This window comes from Paenibacillus sp. F4 (assembly GCF_002894905.1).
GTDB lineage: Bacteria > Bacillota > Bacilli > Paenibacillales > Paenibacillaceae > Paenibacillus > Paenibacillus polymyxa_B.
On sequence record NZ_POVS01000013.1, the window covers coordinates 181,514 to 201,697 of the forward strand.

The following is a 20,184-nucleotide window of genomic DNA, read 5'->3' on the forward strand; positions in this document are numbered from 1 at the left end:
CATAAAAGGATACCCGTTTTTGGGTATCCTTTTTTTAAAAGTTTGATGGAATGAGTGAATAAAGATTTTCAGCATCTCCCTCGCTAAATGGCAGAACCAATGGGAATTATGAGTCATAATACCCTTCACACTGTTTATAAAATAAAACTGAATCAGTTGCACTAACCATCACAAGGAAAAATTTCCCTTTTGTAAACAGTTCTGAAATTCTCTTTATATTTGATATAAACAATGTGTCGTTTCTTGTCGATATAGTATCTAATATAAAGAGAACTGAGGAGCGAATATATGAAATTTAACATCCGAACAAAATTGATATTGGGTTTTCTTGCGGTAATAATCCTGCTGATCGTGATTAGTACAACATCTATCTCAAAAATGAAAAATTTAGGTGGCACTTCGATGGCAATTGATAGCCATTGGATGCCAAGTGTGACCATCCTGGGAACGCTAAATGGTGATATATCTGATGTAGAGCGGATTTCATTAAACATTATTGTAGAACGTGACCCAGAGGAAATGGAGAAGGTTCAGGCCGAATATGATAAGGTTTTAAAAAAGGTTGAGGACGGCCGAAAAACATACGAAAAATTAATTGCTACCCCTAAAGAACGTGAAATGTATGAAGAATTCTCCAAAAATTATACGGAGTATTTGAATAAGTTGCCAGAAATGATTGAAGCGGGGAAAGCTAATGATTACACTCAATCAAGTATCCTTCATCAAGAGTCCTATAAGTTATGGTATAGTTCAAACGATATGATCAGTCAGCTCATTAAACTGAATGCAGATGGATCTAAACAGACTACGAAAGAAGCTGTTGACAACTTTATTTCAGGTAGACAACTGGTCATCGTTTTGAGCGTTGCAGCCGTTATATTAGCATTGATCATGGCAATCATCATAGCCCAAATTATTTCTAAACCTATCTTGCGAATCAGCCGTGCTGCTGAAAGTATCGCATCGGGTGATCTTACAAGTGAAGCTATCATTGTGAAGGGCAAGGACGAGATCAGTACGTTGGCACATTCCTTTAATGTCATGGTTGAGAACCTTCGCGAACTGATTCAATCTGTGAGTAAGACGACTGAGTTGGTAACCACTTCCTCAGAAGAATTGACGGCCAGCGCAGAGCAAAATAGCCAAGCTTCTGCACAAATAACCGAAACGGTGCAAGAAGTAGCTACTGGAACAGGAGACCAGGTAGATATGGTGACGAAATCGTCCCAAGCTATTGAGGAAATGTCTATCGGTGTTGAGCAAATCGCCATCCGCGCGCAAAATGTATTCGCATCTGCGCAAGATGCGGCCCATAAATCGGCTGAAGGTAACCAGATGATTCAACAGGCAGTTACGCAGATGAATGCCGTGAATGATTCGATGAATGGATTGGCAGATCTCATGGCTGGATTGGGAGAGCGCTCAGACGAAATTGGCAAGATCATTGATGTTATCACCAATATTTCTAGTCAGACCAACCTTCTTGCCTTGAACGCTGCGATTGAAGCGGCCCGTGCAGGAGAACATGGTCGCGGATTTGCTGTAGTTGCAGGCGAAGTTCGCAAGTTGGCTGAACAATCGGCTCATTCAGCTCAACAAATTACGGAGCTAGTGGGATTGATTCAAAAGGATACTACCCATGCTATTGAGGCGGTAGCGTCCAACGGGAAGGATGTCATGACAGGTCGTGAAGTTGTACAAAATGCAGGCGCATCCTTTGAACTAATTCAGGAAACTGTAAATAAAGTGGCCAGTGAAATTGAAGAGGTTTCTGCCGGATCAGAACAAATGTCTGCAAGTACTGATGAGATTGTTAGTTTTGTCAGACAAATTTCAGCGATTGCTGAGGAAGCCGCAGCAGGGACACAACACGTATCTGCCGCAACTCAGGAACAGCTGGCGTCCATGGAGGAAATTGCTTCATCTGCAAGAAACCTGTCTACGATGGCAGAGGACCTGCAAGGGCAAATTGGTAAATTCAAAGTATAATTCGTATACTGCTTTTTATGTTTCAGAGGAACTAGCTGCTCTATTGTGAGCGGCTTTTTTCTTTGTTTTTATTAATATATTGTGATTAAAGGGTGGAGATATGAGGAGCCTGTAATTGGACCGATATGATATAATGGTGGGAAATTCTTTGGGTTGGAGTGACATCATGGATAATAAGACTGAACTTAAAGCAAGTGACCTACGTCAGTTAGCGATAGACAAAATCATAGCTACACCATTTTTGAGTGATTTTAAATATCTGAAAAGCAGAAAAGTTTTGAAAAAAGAAACCAAGGAATTTATATTTGAAATTAGTTTTGGTGCGACTAAATATGGTGCATTAAAAGTTTATATTATCGTAGAATCCAAAAGAATAAAAAAGAAGTATAGTACGGGGGCTTGTTTTCACAGTGAGTTGATTGCTCTCACCAAGAAATATACGGGAAACAGGGATTACCTTGTGTCCACAGAAGCTGAAAGAGAACGGGTGATCCAAGAGATTATTGAAGATATCTACACTTTCGCGTTGCCCTTTTTCAAGCGATTCGAACATGTAGAAACACTAGCAGAACAAGTACATAAGTCAGGCTTTTTACCGCATCGCAAACGCTTTGATAAGTTTAATCCGTTGACGAAAAGATTCATTGATTTTTATTATCAAGGGGAGTAATGTAGCCATCTGGTCCATTTTTATTCTCACCATTGGGCAGTAGATAAGCATTATGATAAGGAGAACGATCTTCATAGAGGGGATATTATCGTTTTTCATAAGGATGATGTACAATTTGTAAAACGGGTCAATGTACTCCTCAGGAAAAGATGATTTACCTAATGTGCTCAGTTTCTTGCTTAGAGGCGGGTCGGATGTTGCAATGGAGGGTACGATTTTTATATGGGTAGACAATCGGATGAACAGCACAGAGGCTGTATAACGGGTATATTTCAATGAATAAAGCTATAGGCTAAGTCATCGCATTGAACGGGCTAGTGGTATTAACCCAATTAATTCTAAAGCAAAGGCGGGGATGAGAGCATGTGGAATAGTCTGACTTGGGTGTTCTTCGGCGTGTTGTTGGTGGCGTTGGGTTGGATTGTTAAAGCAAGGCGTAGTCGCAGCAGCAACAAACAAGTGAATGAACAGCGGGGCAGTAATGTCGTTGAATTTCGTCCTCGTAAGTCCGCTCGACAATCCCGCACCGGTAATGAATCTAAGTCTAAAGTGTCTTCCAGTCCACGCAAGAATGCAAAAGCAGCAGGTATTCAGGCCCAAACTGGGTTTGGACTGTCTGACTCTATCCAGGGCACAGGCAAGCAAAAATGCTCCTTTTGTAAAAAAGAAGACAAATTAACCTTCTATGCGGATGACAATGGATCGCTGTATGGGGTATGCAAAGAGTGTAAGCATAAGGCGGAAAGACAGGATATGTTGCCACTTTAGTTTATACAGACGATTGAGGACCATCATATAAGAATTCTTATAATTAACAAAAACTCCCAACCGTATGTAAGTAAATTGGTTAGGAGTTTTTTGTTTGTGTTTTACAGTGTTATCTAATTTGCCTGTCAATCAATTCTTCTAGCGCATCTGCTATGTGATCTGGTCCATAGGATAGCTCTTCCCGGCTTAAGCTCAACCAGGCATGACGCTCATCCATATCAAATGCAGTCTCAAGCCAACCAGATAATCCTCTGCCCCTGCGGTCTACTTCTACGAGCACATGCACACCCTCAGGTTCCAACTGCATAACCAGCTCTAGCTCCTCAATATCACGTGCATATTCTGATCCGGGCGTAAATTCAAATTCCTGTACGTACGGAACACCGCGTCCCAGCTTAGGGTGACGTTCGCAGGTGGAGGAGCGGAATCGGAAGCCCAACAGGTGAACCGCCTCAAAGACTGTATTCATATAGGGATGTGGCTCGATTTTTAGTGAATCACGATCGGTTGGGTCCAAAGCCATGCCAATATCTAATGCTGTTTCCAGCCAGACGGGCTGTTTGGCGTGAGTAACAGGAGTTTCCAACGGCAATCTGAAGGAAAAAGGAATTTCAAGTTCCTGTCCTTGCTCTAGATGAAAGCCGTCAGATACCTTGATCCGTGCAATGCAGCAGGTGCTGGTAGTTTTTTTATCATCGTGCTCTACGATATATTCAGTCTTGAGCTCAATGTCAATTTTGCCGATTTCCTGATCAATTTTGCCGCCTTTGATGCGCATGATACCACTAAGTTCTTCCCCAGGCACATATACGGCTTGATCCACCAGCGTATCGACTTTAGCTGAACCGATTCCTGCGCTTGCTAAGATTTTGTTAAAAAAACTCATTATTCCGTCCCCCCCAGATAATCTCATGGTCATGATATACAAACGAAAACTAAAAACTTGTACAGCTTAACCGGATATACGGGGCAATGGTTCGATTCGTTCCAAAAAAATGCAAGAAAAAAGTCACTGGTACTCACGTAGGCATATTGCAGCTTGTCGAGCTATCTGTCCACTAATCGCAGTTCACTTTATGAGGAGGTATAAAGCAATTTCGACAACGAGGCTCATAAGCCTCAGAGTCGCCGATCATCACAATAGGTCCCACAGTGGAAGGTTTACCATTTACCATACGTTGCGTAAATACTGCTTCCGAGCTACCGCATACAGCGCAAAAGGAAGTCAGCTTCTCGATGTCATCCGCCATGGCGAGCAGACCACCGACATAGCCGAACTCCTTGCCTCGATAATCCAGATTCAGCCCATCGGCAATTACATGCTTGCCGCAATAAGCTAGCTCTTGTACGAGCGACATAATATGACGACTGAAAAACTGGACTTCATCAAAGGCAACCACGTCGGCATCTTTTGTTTCTTGCAAAATACGCTGAACGAGCTCATCTGTAAGTTTTCTTGGGATAGAGATAGCGGGCAGCCGATATCCGATCCGGCTTACTATTTCGTCCTCGGCATAGCGGTTATCTTCAGCGGGTTTGTAAGCTACCACTTTACGATGCCCGTATTGGATTAGTTTTTGACAGCGGCGAATCAATTCGCCGGATTTTTCACTGAACATGGGGCCTGTAATAATCGTAATTCGTCCTGTAGGCAAAGCGAATTCCCCTCTCTGTAACATGTACATAACACTGTAAATCTTCTTCTCCGAAAGAAAACGCCATTATAGATTACCATAACCAGCCGTATACAGACTAGAGAAAATATATTGATTTTCGACATGTTTTTGTATGTCTATTCCTAAAACGTAAATGTGGTCGTCATTGCTCTGCCGCCGCGGGCATGATATGGTGAAGCGTAGTGGAATGAAGGGAAGAGTGAAAGGCATGGACGAAAAAAATACGGATTATAGTGCCAAAAAAGGAGCATTACTGGAGCAAGGGCTGATCAGCCCGCAAGCTCTAGAACTCATCACTGAGCTGGAGACAGAGCTGAACTTTCTGCGCAAGCAAAATGAATCATTTCGCAAGGCGCTGCGAGCCAAATCAGCACAAAGTCCAAGGATGTCTACCAAATTACGAGATGCGCTGTATGAATGATATGGAAAGATTACTGGGGTAAATGGTTAGCTTTTTTGTAGCCTATGCCTAAACGCTATATTTTGTACAGTGAAATAAAGAGAGTACAATAGGCTATATATAATCAATTGTTAATGGAGGAGAAACATGACTATACATTGTGATGTCGCTATTTTGGGTGGAGGAACCGGGGGGTATGTAGCAGCCATTCGTGCCGCCCAGCTAGGCAAAGAAGTGGTTATCATCGAAAAGGACAAGCTTGGCGGAACCTGTCTGCACCGTGGTTGCATTCCGAGTAAGGCTTTGCTACGCAGTGCGGAAGTATATGCCACGATTAAAGAAAGTGCACAATACGGTATCGAGACATCGGGAGCACAGCTTGTATTTCCCAAGGTTCAGGAGCGTAAGGAAGCCGTTGTGGAACAGCTGCATCAGGGCGTTCAATTTTTGATGCGTAAAAATAAAATTACGATACTGAGCGGTAAGGGACGCGTGATTGGGCCGTCTATATTTTCTCCAAAAAGCGGGGCAGTTGCTGTGGAACTAGAAGATGGTGAGATGGAAACGATTGTTCCTGCACATCTCATTATTGCAACGGGATCACGCCCGCGTGTGCTGTCCGGACTAGAGCCAGATGGCGAATTTATTCTGAGCAGTGACGAAGCGTTAACGATGGAGGAGCTACCAGCATCTCTGATTATCGTGGGCGGTGGTGTTATTGGCGTGGAGTGGGCTTCTATGCTAAATGATTTTGGCGTGGAGGTTACGGTGGTTGAAGCCGCGAATCGACTTATTCCCACGGAAGACGAAGACGTTTCGCGTGAAATGCAGCGCTTGTTAACCAAGCGTGGTGTCAAGGTGCTGACGGGTTCACAAGTGCTGGCTAAAACATATGGCAAAGATGAGGAAGGCGTACAGATTGATGTGCAAAAAGGGGAAGAAACAGAAACCCTCAGCGCTTCCAAACTGCTCATTTCTGTAGGGCGTCAGGCAAATGTGGAAAATATCGGGCTGGAAAATACGGATATCCGCGTAGAGCGTGGCTTTATCTCGGTTAATGAACATTTGCAGACGAATGAACCACATATTTACGCCATTGGGGATTGCATCGGCGGCTTACAACTGGCGCATGCAGCGAGCCATGAAGGTTTGCAGGCGGTTCATCATCTGGCGGGCGAAGATTTTCACAGTGTACCTAACCATCTGATTCCGCGGTGTATTTATACACGTCCTGAAGCGGCGAGCGTCGGCTTAACGGAGCAAGAAGCCCGTGAGCGTGGACATCAGGTGAAGGTAGGGAAGTTCCCTTTTCAAGCTATTGGAAAATCACTAGTATACGGCAGTCGGGACGGCTTCGTCAAAGTAGTGGCCGACGAGAAGACTAATGATATTCTCGGTGTACATATGATCGGTACGCATGTGACGGACCTGATCAGCGAGGCGGCTCTTGCGCAACTGCTGGATGCCACGCCGTGGGAAGTCGGACAGCTTATTCATCCGCATCCGACGTTGTCGGAGATTTTGGGAGAAGCGATGTTGGCTGTTGATGGACAGGCGATAGGCATATAGACGTTTCAAATAAATCGGTGCTTTTCTTTTTGGGGAGAAAAGGATTATAATGGGGTTAGCCAGAGTTTAGTACCAGGTTTTAAGACAAGATGGTACTAGGTACTGGAAGTAGGATGTTTGACACTTAAGGAGGTGCCTCAATGAGTTCTAAAGGCGCTGTAGACGCTGGCTTCAGACATGAACAGCTGGGACTTACTCACGGACAAGTTATTGATATGTACAGATATATGTTGCTCGCAAGAAGATTTGACGAGCGCAACATGCTCCTGCAACGGGCAGGGAAAATTAATTTCCACGTTTCTGGCATTGGACAGGAGGCGGCACAAGTAGGTGCAGCTTTCGGCCTTGACCGGGAAAAGGACTATTTTCTTCCCTATTATCGGGATTATGGATTCGTGCTTGCGGTAGGAATGACGCCGCGCGAACTTATGCTGTCGGCATTTGCCAAGGCAGATGATCCCAATAGCGGTGGTCGCCAGATGCCAGGACATTTTGGTAGTAAACGGCTGCGTATTGTGACAGGCTCCAGCCCAGTAACGACACAGGTTCCACATGCAGTAGGTGTAGCTTTGGCTGCCAAAATGCAGAAAAAGGATTTTGTATCGTTTGTTACGTTTGGGGAAGGCTCCAGCAATCAGGGAGATTTTCACGAAGGCTGTAACTTTGCTGGTGTACAAAAGCTGCCAGTCATCATTATGTGCGAGAACAATCAATATGCGATATCGGTTCCGATTCATAAACAGTTGGCAGGCAAGGTAAGCGACCGTGCTTTGGGCTACGGATTTCCAGGGATTCGAGTCGATGGTAATGATGCATTGGCCGTATATGCGGCGGTGAAGGAAGCACGGGAACGTGCTGTCCGCGGTGAAGGTCCTACGCTGATCGAAGCCATGATGTACCGTCTGTCTCCTCACTCCACCTCGGATAATGATCTGGCTTACCGGACCAAGGAGGAAGTGGATGAGAACTGGGCCAAGGATGGCGTAGCCCGTATGAAAAGCTACTTGATCGAATGCGGCATTTGGGATGAGGCCAAGGATGCGGATCTGTCGGCTGAGCTGCTGCTCGAAGTCAAGGAAGCGATTGAATATGCAGATAAAGCGCCTTTTCCAAAGCCCGAAGATACGCTGCTGCATGTGTATGCAGATAGCGATGGGGAGGGCCGGTAACGATGGCGATTATGGAATATATTGATGCGATTCGTCTTGCCATGAAAGAAGAGATGGAGCAGGATGAAACGGTTTTTGTATTAGGTGAGGATGTCGGGGTGAAGGGCGGCGTCTTTACAACGACAAAGGGGCTTATGGACCAATTCGGTGAGCAACGTGTTATGGATACGCCATTGGCTGAGTCGGCTATTGCCGGGGTTGCGATTGGTGCGGCCATGTACGGAATGAAGCCGATTGCCGAAATGCAATATTCGGACTTCATGCTTCCGGCGACGAATCAGATTATTAGTGAAGCAGCTAAAATCCGCTACCGCTCTAACAACGATTGGAACTGTCCTGTGGTAATCCGCGCGCCAATCGGTGGTGGGATCTTTGGTGGTTTATATCACTCTCAGTGTCCAGAGTCGATCTTTTTTGGTACGCCGGGTTTGAAAATTGTTGCTCCATTTACCCCTTATGACGCAAAAGGATTGCTGAAAGCAGCCATTCGTGACCCTGATCCAGTGCTGTTTTTTGAAAATAAAAAATCCTACAAGCTGATCAAGGGTGAAGTGCCTGAGGATGATTATATCGTTCCGATTGGCAAGGCTAATCTATTACGTGAGGGTGACGATATTACGGTCATCGGTTATAGCCAGCCTTTGCATTTTGTCATGCAGGCTGCTGAGGAATTGGAGAAGGAAGAGGGCATTACCGCACATGTTGTGGATTTGCGCACACTCCAACCGCTGGACCGCGAAGCCATTGTTGAGGCTGCACGACATACAGGTAAGGTATTAATCGTGCATGAGGACAACAAAACGGGCGGCATCGGTGCCGAGGTATCGGCTATTATTAATGAGGAGTGTCTGTTCGAGCTGGATGCGCCGATTGAGCGTCTATGTGCTCCTGATGTACCAGCCATGCCGATCAGCCCACCGATGGAGAAGTTTTATATGTTAAACAAGGATAAGGTTAAGGAAGCTATGCGCCGTCTTGCAATGTATTAATTATAGGGCAGATTGGACGAAAGCATTCCAAAAGTATAGCGGGGGTAGCGGTAACGCGCCCTCCTATGATGTTAAGGAGTTGAAAAAATGTCAGACCAAACACAATGGAACGACGTGACCATGCCACAATTGGCAGAATCGCTCGTATCGGCGACAATTGCCAAATGGCTCAAACAACCTGGTGAAACGGTAGAGCAATTCGAGCCGATTTGCGAGGTTATTACAGATAAAGTGAATGCAGAAATCCCATCCACATTGGACGGCATTATGGGTGATTTGTTGGCAGAGGAAGGTCAGACAGTAGCGGTAGGCGAGTTAATTTGCCGTATCCAGACGAAGTCGGCTGCACCTGCGGCGGTATCAGGGGCGACACCTGTTGCACCAGCATCTCAAAGTACCGTACAAACACAATCTCAGCAGAGTGCTGGATCGGATCAGTCCATGAGAGGACGTTTTTCCCCAGCGGTGCAAACCCTGGCTGCTGAGCATAATGTGGACTTAAGCCAAGTACCAGGCACGGGCATGGGGGGAAGAATTACCCGCAAAGACGTGCTGAATTTTGTGCAGCAGGGCGGTTCTGCCCCCACTGGAGTATCTGGACAGCCGACTGCGACGGCATCAGGACAAGGCTCTCCTTTTGCAGGAAGACAGCAGTCTGCCACTCAGCACAGTGCACCGATTCAAAATATGGACCCTGCTATTCCGGTTCGTAACAGTGGGATTCATTTGACGGAGGCTCCAAAAGCTCCTGTGATCGAAGTTGAGGGTGGCAACAATAACAGATCCGAGTATTTTATTGATGTTACACCCATTCGCAGTGCAATTGCTCGCAATATGCGACAAAGCGTTTCCGAAATTCCACATGCTTGGACGACGATTGAGGTGGATGTGACCAACCTGGTGATGCTCCGCAACAAGATCAAAAATGAATTTAAGCAAAAAGAAGGAATTAATATTACGTATCTGGCTTTCCTCATGAAAGCAGTCGTGAATGCAATCAAGGAATATCCGATTATGAATTCGGTCTGGGCAGTGGACAAAATTATCGTCAAAAGAGACATCAATATTTCGCTAGCCGTAGGTACGGAGGACTCCGTTCTTACCCCTGTTATTAAAAAAGCGGATCAGAAAAATATTGCTGGATTAGCTCGTGAAATTGACGATTTGGCACGTAAAACCCGGGAAGGCACGCTCAAACTGGACGACATGCAAGGCGGAACGTTCACTGTAAACAACACAGGCTCCTTTGGTTCAATTTTATCTTATCCGGTGATTAACTATCCGCAGGCTGCAATTCTTACCTTTGAATCCATTGTCAAAAGACCCGTGGTTATTGATGATATGATTGCGGTTCGCTCGATGGCTAATTTGTGCTTGTCGCTGGATCATCGCATTTTGGACGGAGTGATTTGCGGACGATTCTTGCAACGGGTTAAAGAAAATCTAGAAGGCTACACTTTAGATACGAAGCTGTACTAATCATCCGAACAGTGGGGGAAATGCACGGAGAGGAAGTGACAGGCCGTGAACAGACGACCGCTTGATGTAACCTATACGAATAGGATGGAATATGCCCATGCATGGGATGTCCAGAAGGAGATTGTGGGAAAGCTGGATGCGGGAGAGGCAAGAGAAACGCTTATGCTTCTCCAGCATCCGCCGACCTATACGATTGGTTCTCAGCGGCATCCTGAACATTTGCTCCTCACACCAGAGCAACTGAAGGAGCAGGGAATCAGCGTCTTTCAGATTGACCGTGGGGGAGACATTACATATCATGGGCCGGGGCAGCTTGTCGGATATCCTCTACTTATGCTCGGCAACCGGGAGGCGTTGAATCTGCACGGATACCTTCGAAGTCTGGAAGAAGTGATCATCCGGTTGTTGGCATCTTATGGAGTTGAGGGAAGCCGTAAGCCTGAATATACGGGGGTATGGATCGGGAATCTTAAAATTGCGGCCATTGGCGTTAAATTCAACAAGTGTAAGCACCGTCGGGGCTTCGTAACCAGCCATGGCTTTGCCTTTAACATCAAATCAGGGATACAGCATGAGGGCTTTGAGGGTATTGTCCCGTGCGGAATTCAGGAATACGGTGTGACATCATTGGAGGACTGCATACAGAAGCCTATATCGGTGGAGCAGATTGCGAAGGAAATTGTACCGTACTTTGAACAGCAATTTTCATTTGTTGCGCAATGGCAAACGCATTCTTTCCAATAAAGTAAGGCGGGCTTGTGTATCTACACGGAAGCCCGCCTGTTTGCTTTACGTAACAGCTCGTCCACTCAAGGCTTCAATAGTGCCTTAGAGCAGCAGGATACCTTGAGCGGTATAGTTATTATAGTGGCATAATAAACGGCTCAATTACCATGAACAGCGTAGAACCAATCATAGCTGCGAGCATAATGTAGACGAAAAAACGAACCCATTTTTTGTTCGACATGTGTAACTCCTTTAGGATAGGTTTAAGTCATAGATAAGAACATCTATCCGTATTGTAGCGTAATCGGGAAAGAGAGGAAAGTTTAATGACAGTAAAAGTAGTAAAAGACCGAATTGTACAGGAATTTATGGAACTCGTACAGGTGGATAGCGAAACGAAAAATGAGCAGGAAATATCACGTGTTCTAAAAGAAAAGTTTAATGCACTCGGGCTGGAAGTAATGGAAGACGATTCTCGTGAAAGAACCGGACATGGTTCAGGCAATCTGATCGTCACCTGGAAAGCGGAAGGTGTGGAGCAAGCACCCAAATTGTTTTTTACCTGTCACATGGATACCGTTACTCCGGGTAAAGGCATTAAGCCACAGTTGGGTGAGGATGGCTGGATTCGTAGTGACGGTTCAACGATTCTGGGGTCTGACGACAAGGCGGGAATTGCTGCTTTGTTCGAGGCGATTCGTGTCGTGCGCGAGCAGAATATTCCCCATGGTCAAATCCAATTCGTGATTACGGCTGGCGAGGAATCTGGATTGATGGGTGCACGGGCGATGAAGCCGGAAGTGCTAGATTCTGATTTCGGATATGCTTTGGATTCAAATGGTGAGGTCGGCTCTATTTGTATAGCTGCCCCAACGCAGGCACGTATTGAAATGAAGATAACTGGGAAGTCCGCTCATGCGGGGGTAAATCCCGAAGATGGCATTAGTGCCATTCAGGTCGCTTCTAAAGCAATTTCTAAAATGAAACTAGGACGGATTGATAAGGAAACGACCGCTAACATCGGCAGTTTCGAGGGCGGCGGCGCGACAAATGTGGTATGCGATTTTGTATTGATCCGTGCAGAGGCTCGTAGTATTGTGCAAGAAAAGGTTAATCATCAAATCCAGCATATGCGTGAAGCACTGGAAACCACCACACGTGAATTTGGTGCACAGGGAGAGTTCCGCAGTGAAGTCATCTATCCGGCATTCAGCTTTACGGAGCATGATGAAGTTGTACAGGTTGCTCAGCGTGCGATTCAAAGACTGGGACTGGCAACGCCAACTTTCCATTCCGGTGGTGGCTCAGATGCTAATGTATTCAACGGGCTTGGAATTCCAACGGTGAATTTGGCTGTGGGCTACCAGAACATCCATACAACAGAGGAAAAGATTAAGGCCGATGACCTGGTGAAGGTTGCTGAAGTTGTCGTAGCTCTGATTCAAGAAACCACAAAATAAATTTGTATTATACACTTGCAACATACTGAAAAAAGGTTCAGGTTAAAGACAGGAACAGCGTTCCTTCGTCTTTAGACCTGAACCTTTTTTGGAACAGCTAGCGAAGCGATGGTGGCTGTAGGGCCATGTGCCTTTTGCCATTGACGCAAGAGTGCTTGAATCTGCCAGGCTTTACCAACGATATGGAGGGTGCTTTCAGTACGGTAGCTTTTCATTTCTGCATCTCCTCAGGACAGGAAGTTTGTTATTCTACCACCAGCATATGTACAAAGTGGACAAGTTAGACTAACTTTGGTGATAATTAATAAAGAAAGATAGATATGAAGGAGGAAACTTACCGATGAACGAGCAAACGAACGGACAATTGAACAATCCAACAAACGATGCACATCGCAAGCCTTATTCCAATCCTGCGCTGGAGGAAAAGACCGTGTCCACACAGCCTATCTTTGAGGGAAAGGTCATTACATTACAGGTAGATACGGTAGAGCTTCCCGACGGCTCCACTGGAAAGCGTGAGATTGTAAAGCATCCAGGTGCAGTGGCTGTTTTGGCTCTACATGAAGGGAAAATGCTGGTCGTGGACCAGTACAGACAGGCGATGGGGCGCTGTGAGGTAGAAATTCCTGCAGGTAAGCTAGAGCGGGGTGAAGACCCGATGGAAGCAGCGGGGCGGGAGCTGAGAGAAGAGACAGGTTATACTGCCAAGTCGCTGAAGCTGTTGCACTCCTTTTATACCTCTCCTGGCTTTGCGGATGAAATCATTCATCTGTATGTGGCCGAAGAGCTGGAGTTAGGTGAGATGGAACCGGATGAGGATGAATTTCTGGAGCTGTTTGAGGTGACGCTGGAAGAAGCACAGACGCTCATTCGTGAAGGACGGATTAGTGATGCCAAAACGATTTTGGCCGTCTATGCATGGCAACTCTGCCAACATACAGGGAGCTTCTAAGCGGATGGATGAAAATATATTAGAACTTAACGACTACTTTGCAGACTTGCATATTCATATTGGCAGAACAGAGAAGGGAAATCCGGTCAAAATTAGTGGCAGTCGCGATCTGACCTTTGCCAACATAGCTAAGGAAGCCTCCGGTCGCAAAGGAATTGGGCTGATCGGTATCATTGACTGCCATGCACCTAATGTACAGGAGGATATTCGTACCTATTTACATACGGGGGAAATGAAGGAAATCAGCGGCGGAGGTATCGCATACCGGGATACGGTCATTCTCCTTGGCACGGAGCTGGAAATACGTGCTGAAGGTCGTCCTGAGGCGCACGTACTGGCCTATTTTCCAGATCTGGCGGCGATGGAGGATTTTACCCAATGGCTGGCCCGGCATATGAAAAATGTTAATCTCAGCTCACAACGAATCTATGCACCGCCACGCGAGTTGCAGCAGCAAATTTACGGACGTGGAGGCATTATGGTGCCTGCTCACGTCTTTACTCCTCATAAGGGCATATACGGCAGTTCAGCGGCTCGTATGGAGGAACTGCTGGATATGGAGCTCATCAGTGGGGTGGAGCTGGGGCTGAGCGCAGATTCATCTATGGCCGGTTTGATTTCGGAACTGGATCGCTTCAGCTTTCTCACTAATTCAGATGCCCATTCACTTGGGAAAATCGGACGAGAATACAATAAATTATCACTGGCAAAGCCGTGTTTTGATGAATTCAGAATGGCTTTGGAGCGGCGGGAAGGACGACGGGTGCGTGCCAACTACGGATTAAATCCGAAACTGGGCAAATACCATCGTTCTTACTGTCAAAGCTGCGGTACGATTATTGACGAGCAACAGATGGCGGATGAACGTTGTCCTGACTGTGGTCATACCAAGCTTGTGCGAGGTGTGTTGGATCGTATATGGAGCATTGCCGACCGTGAGCAACCCATGATTCCGTCCCATCGTCCGCCGTACATTTACCAGATTCCACTGGAGTTTATTCCAGGTCTGGGCAAAGCCAAGCTGAACCAGCTCTTGGCTGCATTTGGAACAGAAATGAATATTTTACATGAGGTTACACAGGAGGAGTTAGCAGCAGTCGTCGGAAAAGTGCTGGCAGAGCAAATTGTGCTTTCACGCGAGGGGCGACTGTCGCTTGTATCCGGTGGTGGTGGGACATACGGCAAAATAGCTAAGTCCTAGTAAAGTCTTGTCCCTCTAAAGGCATATCAGCGTCTGCTTGTTCATAACCATAAATTATCTATGCCGCTGGCTTGGCACATCATTCGTGATGTTTGATCTGCAGCGAAAGCTGCCCCATTTCTAGCCATCAGCCGTCGGATTACGGTTGTTTTTTGGACAAACAAGCAGATGAAAGGGGCAGGACGCCGATGCAATGGTTTCGTCATACGTTAAAGGATCAGACGCCGTATTATGTTTTCTTGGCTGTGCTGTTTCTGGTGGGAGTCGTCTTTGGCGCACTTATGGTAAACGCACTCTCGCTGGAGCAGTTACAGGATTTGTCCCGTTACCTGAAGGATTTTTTTATAACGGTCAATCAAAACGAACAGGGCTTCGCTGATTCGCAGGCGGCCTCGACCTTTTGGGATAGCGTATCTTTACATCTGAAATGGGTCGGCCTAATTTGGGTGTGTGGCCTTTCGGTTATTGGTCTGCCGGGCATTCTTGTATTGAATTTCCTCAAGGGTGTGCTAATCGGATTTTCAGTAGGTTATATGGTGGGGCAATATTCATGGAAAGGACTGCTATTTTCTTTGGTTTCAGTTGCTCCCCATAACCTGCTCGTGATTCCGGTACTGCTCGTCTGCAGCGTGGCTGCGATGACTTTTTCCATCCATATGATCAAAACCAAAATACTCGCTACCCGGCCGTCAGACGGAATGCTGCGTCCGTTGCTGTCTTACGCAGGATTGACTGCTGTGATGATGGTGCTTCTTATTGGTAGCGCGTCCTTTGAAACTTGGATCACCCCGGTTATGATGCAATGGGTCACTCCTATGCTGACAGCTTCCGTGTCATCTTGATCCGTTTCAAAATGTTTGACTTTATTTGTATAGACCCCCTATAATAATAGGAGTGAAAAAAGTGCAGTAGGCAGTAGCTTTGCAGGGGGAGGGAGACACATGGAAGCACGGATCGAAAAAATTAAGCAGCAGCTGCAATCCCAGGGCTACAAACTAACGCCTCAGCGGGAAGCCACCGTCAGAGTTTTACTTGAGAACGAAGATGATCATCTGAGTGCGGAAGATGTATTTATGCTCGTCAAAGAGAAAGCTCCCGAAATCGGTCTGGCAACCGTATACCGTACCCTAGAACTGCTAAGTGAACTGCATGTCGTGGAGAAAATTAATTTTGGTGATGGCGTTGCGCGTTATGATTTGCGCGGCGATACAACCAAACATCACCATCACCATTTGATATGTGTGCAGTGTGGCAGTGTAGATGAAATACTGGAAGATTGGCTTGGACCATTGGAGGAGCGCCTGGAACGGGAATATAATTTTACCGTAGTGGATCATCGTTTGGACTTCCACGGTATTTGTTATCGTTGTAAGGCGAAGAACGATACGACCGCTCAGAAAACTTTGGGCAAATCCAGAAAAAACAAATCTCAGGACTAAAAGCTGACTACCCAAGCTCTCACCGACGAAGATGCGTTCGGGAGAGCTTTTTTGGTTCGGAATCTGTTGTTCGGGATTAAGCGGTATAAAAAGGAATAGCTTGTCATACCCTTCCATAGAGAGTCCTAATAGGGACTATATTCTGGGGAAAAGGCGGCTGATTTACATGGTACTATCGTTGCGGAGAGGACTAAAATGGCTGCGTTTGGTAATCTTGTTCGGAGTGCTGGCATGTATGTTCTTTTTTAGCCTCAGGCTGTTTACAGATTGGATAACACCTGTAGATCATTACCGAATACCGGAAGGACATGCAGTTAAGGTATTTGGCGGACAAAAAGTAAATGAAGGGTCCGAGCATCGAATAGCAGTGTTGGAACGTTTACGTTTCTTTTACTGGTATGGTGAATAGTCTAAGTAATCGGTCTTGATGAGCTTATGAAATGAAGGCAGCACACGAAGAAGCAGACGCTGAGACTGAACCGCTGTATGCAGAACAAGGAGACTTTTGGAACTCATGAAAATGTACATTCAACCTTTCGCTCAATATATGGAAGAGGAAAAGGGTTTGTCGCGCAGCACTTTGGAAGCGTATCAACGAGACGTACAGCAGTTTGTCGAGTTCGCAGAAAGCTGTGGAATTGAGCAGCCGGATAACGTCCAACGGTCACATCTGGTACTGTATTTGGGCCGTTTGAAGGAACAGGGAAAAGCTGCGGCGACGATATCACGTAGCGTCGCCTCCATTCGCTCCTTTTTTCATTTTCTTATTCGGGAGGGAATTACGATCCATGATCCGTCCGTTCTGCTGGAGCTGCCTAAAGCGACTAAAAAGAAGCCCTCGGTGCTAACGCAGGATGAGATAGAGCGTTTGCTGGCCGCACCGGATGTGACTGCCCCGCAAGGGGTGCGAGACAAGGCGATGCTGGAGCTGCTATATGCGACGGGCATTCGCGTATCGGAGCTGATTGCCCTAAACGTGCGTGATGTGCGCACCGATCTGCGCTTTGTGCACTGTGGCGGCGAGGCAGGCAAGGAGCGTGTTGTACCGATCAGCCGTGAGGCATCACAGTGGGCACAAGCCTACATGGACGAGCAGCGTCTATTATTGCTGAAATCCGGGCAGGGTGAAGAAGCTCAGGTAGAGCAGGAAGCCATGTTCCTGAACGTATCTGGACAGCGTCTCAGTAGACAGGGCTTCTGGAAAATGATTAAGAAGTACGGTCAGGAAGCAGGCATAAGCGAGGATATCACGCCCCACACGCTGCGGCATTCCTTTGCGGTACATATGCTGGAGGGCGGAGCAGACTTACGCTCTGTACAGGAAATGCTGGGTCATGCTGACCTGTCAACGACGCAGGTATATGCGCAGACGGCCAGACGGAATATGAAGGAAGTATATGAGAAGCATCACCCGCACGGCGGTAACCGCACTTCTCATGAAAGCAAAGATCGAACGTAACGATACTTTGCTTTCATAGAAAATGTGATAATGACTATAACTTTACGATTGTACAAGTCAGGAGAGATATTAATGTCAACAACCAACCAAGCTACGATTCAGGAAGCAGCAGATTATATCCTTGCCAAGAGCGGGATTCGTCCAGAGATTGGTCTTATTCTGGGATCAGGTCTCGGTATTCTGGCCGATTTAATTCAGGATGGAATTAGTATTCCTTATCAGGATATTCCCCATTTTCCTGTATCGACGGTAGAAGGTCACGAGGGAGAATTACTGTTAGGCACGATTGAAGGTCGCGCTGTCGTCATGATGAAAGGGCGCTTTCATATGTATGAGGGCTATGGCCCGCAGCTGACGGCTTTCCCAGTTCGGGTGATGAAGCAATTGGGGATTCAAAGTCTGCTGGTGACGAATGCAGCAGGTGGTGTAAACACTTCCTACGAAGCAGGAGATCTGATGGTCATCTCGGATCATCTTAATCTGACAGGACAAAATCCATTGATCGGACCGAACGATGCTGGTCTGGGTGTTCGTTTTCCAGACATGTCGGAGGCGTACAGCCGCCGCTTGCGTGAAATTGCCAAGCAAACGGCTAACCAACAGGGCTTCAGTCTGCAAGAAGGTGTATATGCTGGATTGCTGGGGCCTAACTATGAAACGCCTGCTGAAATCGTTATGCTGCGTACACTGGGTGCAGATGCGGTGGGTATGTCGACCGTATCTGAGGTTATTGTAGCCCGTCATGCAGGTATTGAGGTACTGGGCTTCTCCTGTATCACGAATATGGCCGCAGGCATTCTGGACCAGCCTTTGTCCCATGGTGAAGTGATGGAGACGGCAGAGAAAGTACGTGAGCAATTTTTAAAACTTGTGCTAGCGATTATTCCACAAATGTAGATTGGGATCATGTTCAACCGAAGCGGTGGACATATACCCCAAGAACCCCGTATCCGAACGCCTCTTGTTGGCGTGGCTACGGGGTTCTTTTTCACATACAGCGGTTGAGCTGAGGATGATCTCCTAATAAAGAGACTGTGTGCTCAATGCAGTTGAATTCGTTTTTTCTGCTACAGCCAGTTTATGTCGTTCTTGCACCTTAATCACAATAACCATGAAAATAATCCAGTAAATGGATAGCGAGTTCAGGAAACGACTGTCCGTTATATTGTTCAATATGATAAACAAGAAAAAAACCGCTGCCGTCAACCATGTATACATATCTGCTTTACCAATTCTGAATTTAAATAAAGTGGTTATGGCGATTGTAATTGTTGCCAGTAGTCCTGTAAGGCCCACATCGATCCATAGATCTCGGAAACCGCTATGGCTGCTTGTCAGATCAAATCGAATTCCGTTCGCATAGATACTGGGCCGGGCTGCCCAGTAGGAGCCGTAACCATGTCCGAACCAGTAATGGCTCTGAATAGCACCACCAATCCCCTGCCAGATTTCCGTTCTTCCAGTTAAGGTCGTTGTTTTTCCAAATTCCGACGCAATCGCATCTCCATAAGTAAAGATGAATACCAAACCCAAAAGAACGAACAAGCAGGAACAGCTAATGAAGAAACCGCGTAATGCAATGCTTCGGATTCTCTTGAATAGCAATATAAACAATATAAATACGAAGAGCGAAGATGTCAGTACCAAAGAGGTGGTAGATTGGCACTCGATGAGCAATAAGGCATTGAGTAAGATGAAGCCAATATGCAAAACTTTATGTTTACCCCTGAAAAAGTAAATAACATGTGAAACAAAACTTAACAGAGAGAGAGTTCCAAGTGTATTTTTATGACCAGAGATGCCCTTCCATAGCCCAGTATGTTCTACGCCGCCATGAATAGCAAAGGAGGGAACGAGCAAAACGGCGAGTAGATTGAGTATGCTCAAAATACTTAACGTAACGACTAAGAGGCGAATGCAGCCCTGTGTTGTATAATGGGTGACCAAATAGAGTCCAAAGGTAGAGAAGGCAAGAAATTTGAGAACCATCAGCAAGGAAGAGGTCTGCTCTTGTTCAGCCCATAAACAGGAGGCAGCGATGTACAGCATGAGTAAAGTAAGCAATGGATTGTCGGCTAAGGTTGCGATCAATGACTTGAGTGAAGGTAGTAGCATGGTATAGCTGAACAACAGGATAAGCAGGGAAATCGTGATAACTCTGGGGGACAAACCCTGACAAGCATAAGGAATCGAAAAAGCCAGTAAACCAGCTACTGTAAGTACATGTTTCACGATTTC

The 20,184-nt window shown here is 46.3% G+C and carries 22 protein-coding genes; 17 read left to right on the forward strand and 5 right to left on the reverse strand.

What is annotated here, in order from left to right:
- Positions 1–288: 288 nt before the first annotated feature.
- The 3 genes from C1T21_RS14015 (at position 289) to C1T21_RS14025 (ending at position 3,427) form a co-directional block, all read left to right on the forward strand.
- Positions 289–1,989 carry a methyl-accepting chemotaxis protein gene (locus tag C1T21_RS14015; RefSeq protein WP_103048692.1) on the forward strand — a complete coding sequence of 567 codons (1,701 nt, stop codon included), beginning with the start codon at positions 289–291 and terminating at the stop codon, positions 1,987–1,989.
- A gap of 166 nt (positions 1,990–2,155) precedes the next feature.
- Complete coding sequence (locus tag C1T21_RS14020) at positions 2,156–2,659, forward strand: hypothetical protein (protein ID WP_103048840.1); 504 nt, start codon at positions 2,156–2,158, stop codon at positions 2,657–2,659.
- Between the two features lie 363 nt (positions 2,660–3,022).
- Complete coding sequence (locus tag C1T21_RS14025) at positions 3,023–3,427, forward strand: hypothetical protein (protein WP_103048693.1); 405 nt, start codon at positions 3,023–3,025, stop codon at positions 3,425–3,427.
- Positions 3,428–3,536: 109 nt separating this feature from the next.
- On the opposite strand, the gene C1T21_RS14030 is transcribed toward C1T21_RS14025, so the two are convergent.
- A complete protein-coding gene (locus C1T21_RS14030) occupies positions 3,537–4,313 on the reverse strand; it encodes a sporulation protein (protein WP_103048694.1) in 777 nt (258 codons plus the stop codon).
- Between the two features lie 172 nt (positions 4,314–4,485).
- Positions 4,486–5,082, reverse strand: coding sequence for a thymidine kinase (locus C1T21_RS14035; protein ID WP_023989232.1), 597 nt, complete (start codon positions 5,080–5,082; stop codon positions 4,486–4,488).
- A 208-nt stretch (positions 5,083–5,290) separates the two neighbouring features.
- Here C1T21_RS14035 and C1T21_RS14040 point away from each other — a divergent pair, with 208 nt between their 5' ends.
- From C1T21_RS14040 to lipB, 6 genes are all read left to right on the forward strand, one after another.
- Positions 5,291–5,524, forward strand: a complete 234-nt coding sequence (locus C1T21_RS14040) for a hypothetical protein (protein WP_013310799.1) — start codon at positions 5,291–5,293, stop codon at positions 5,522–5,524.
- 126 nt (positions 5,525–5,650) lie between these two features.
- Positions 5,651–7,072, forward strand: a complete 1,422-nt coding sequence (gene lpdA, locus C1T21_RS14045; RefSeq protein WP_103048695.1) for a dihydrolipoyl dehydrogenase — start codon at positions 5,651–5,653, stop codon at positions 7,070–7,072.
- Between the two features lie 140 nt (positions 7,073–7,212).
- The gene (locus tag C1T21_RS14050; RefSeq protein ID WP_025723034.1) at positions 7,213–8,241 is read left to right on the forward strand and encodes a thiamine pyrophosphate-dependent dehydrogenase E1 component subunit alpha; all 1,029 of its coding nucleotides are present in this window, start codon (positions 7,213–7,215) and stop codon (positions 8,239–8,241) included.
- A 2-nt stretch (positions 8,242–8,243) separates the two neighbouring features.
- Positions 8,244–9,230 carry an alpha-ketoacid dehydrogenase subunit beta gene (locus C1T21_RS14055; RefSeq protein WP_039270974.1) on the forward strand — a complete coding sequence of 329 codons (987 nt, stop codon included), beginning with the start codon at positions 8,244–8,246 and terminating at the stop codon, positions 9,228–9,230.
- Between the two features lie 87 nt (positions 9,231–9,317).
- Positions 9,318–10,709, forward strand: coding sequence for a dihydrolipoamide acetyltransferase family protein (locus C1T21_RS14060; RefSeq protein ID WP_103048696.1), 1,392 nt, complete (start codon positions 9,318–9,320; stop codon positions 10,707–10,709).
- Positions 10,710–10,754: 45 nt separating this feature from the next.
- Positions 10,755–11,453, forward strand: a complete 699-nt coding sequence (gene lipB / locus C1T21_RS14065; protein WP_039270978.1) for a lipoyl(octanoyl) transferase LipB — start codon at positions 10,755–10,757, stop codon at positions 11,451–11,453.
- A gap of 118 nt (positions 11,454–11,571) precedes the next feature.
- Here the strand turns inward: lipB and prli42 are convergent, their stop codons facing one another.
- Positions 11,572–11,676 carry a stressosome-associated protein Prli42 gene (prli42, locus tag C1T21_RS14070; RefSeq protein ID WP_023989226.1) on the reverse strand — a complete coding sequence of 35 codons (105 nt, stop codon included), beginning with the start codon at positions 11,674–11,676 and terminating at the stop codon, positions 11,572–11,574.
- A gap of 85 nt (positions 11,677–11,761) precedes the next feature.
- On the opposite strand from prli42, the gene C1T21_RS14075 reads away from it, so the two are divergent.
- Positions 11,762–12,895 (forward strand): tripeptidase T, encoded by a 1,134-nt coding sequence (locus C1T21_RS14075; RefSeq protein WP_039270980.1) that lies wholly within the window; start codon positions 11,762–11,764, stop codon positions 12,893–12,895.
- 71 nt (positions 12,896–12,966) lie between these two features.
- On the opposite strand, the gene mciZ is transcribed toward C1T21_RS14075, so the two are convergent.
- Complete coding sequence (gene mciZ / locus C1T21_RS14080; RefSeq protein ID WP_103048697.1) at positions 12,967–13,110, reverse strand: Z-ring formation inhibitor MciZ; 144 nt, start codon at positions 13,108–13,110, stop codon at positions 12,967–12,969.
- A gap of 125 nt (positions 13,111–13,235) precedes the next feature.
- On the opposite strand from mciZ, the gene C1T21_RS14085 reads away from it, so the two are divergent.
- The 7 genes from C1T21_RS14085 to C1T21_RS14115 all read left to right on the forward strand — a co-directional run bounded on the left by C1T21_RS14085 (position 13,236) and on the right by C1T21_RS14115 (position 18,843).
- The gene (locus tag C1T21_RS14085) at positions 13,236–13,847 is read left to right on the forward strand and encodes an NUDIX domain-containing protein (protein WP_103048698.1); all 612 of its coding nucleotides are present in this window, start codon (positions 13,236–13,238) and stop codon (positions 13,845–13,847) included.
- 4 nt (positions 13,848–13,851) lie between these two features.
- On the forward strand, positions 13,852–15,048 hold the full coding sequence (locus C1T21_RS14090) for an endonuclease Q family protein (RefSeq protein WP_103048699.1): 1,197 nt from the start codon (positions 13,852–13,854) through the stop codon (positions 15,046–15,048).
- Positions 15,049–15,236: 188 nt separating this feature from the next.
- The gene (gene spoIIM / locus C1T21_RS14095) at positions 15,237–15,890 is read left to right on the forward strand and encodes a stage II sporulation protein M (protein ID WP_103048700.1); all 654 of its coding nucleotides are present in this window, start codon (positions 15,237–15,239) and stop codon (positions 15,888–15,890) included.
- Between the two features lie 99 nt (positions 15,891–15,989).
- Complete coding sequence (gene fur / locus C1T21_RS14100) at positions 15,990–16,487, forward strand: ferric iron uptake transcriptional regulator (protein ID WP_103048701.1); 498 nt, start codon at positions 15,990–15,992, stop codon at positions 16,485–16,487.
- A 166-nt stretch (positions 16,488–16,653) separates the two neighbouring features.
- On the forward strand, positions 16,654–16,896 hold the full coding sequence (locus C1T21_RS14105) for a YqzK family protein (RefSeq protein WP_043882230.1): 243 nt from the start codon (positions 16,654–16,656) through the stop codon (positions 16,894–16,896).
- Between the two features lie 105 nt (positions 16,897–17,001).
- On the forward strand, positions 17,002–17,946 hold the full coding sequence (xerD, locus tag C1T21_RS14110) for a site-specific tyrosine recombinase XerD (protein ID WP_103048702.1): 945 nt from the start codon (positions 17,002–17,004) through the stop codon (positions 17,944–17,946).
- 72 nt (positions 17,947–18,018) lie between these two features.
- Positions 18,019–18,843 carry a purine-nucleoside phosphorylase gene (locus C1T21_RS14115; protein ID WP_103048703.1) on the forward strand — a complete coding sequence of 275 codons (825 nt, stop codon included), beginning with the start codon at positions 18,019–18,021 and terminating at the stop codon, positions 18,841–18,843.
- A 123-nt stretch (positions 18,844–18,966) separates the two neighbouring features.
- Here the strand turns inward: C1T21_RS14115 and C1T21_RS14120 are convergent, their stop codons facing one another.
- Positions 18,967–20,178: an O-antigen ligase family protein gene (locus C1T21_RS14120; protein ID WP_103048841.1), complete on the reverse strand. Its 1,212-nt coding sequence runs from the start codon at positions 20,176–20,178 to the stop codon at positions 18,967–18,969.
- Between the last annotated feature and the right edge of the window lie 6 nt (positions 20,179–20,184).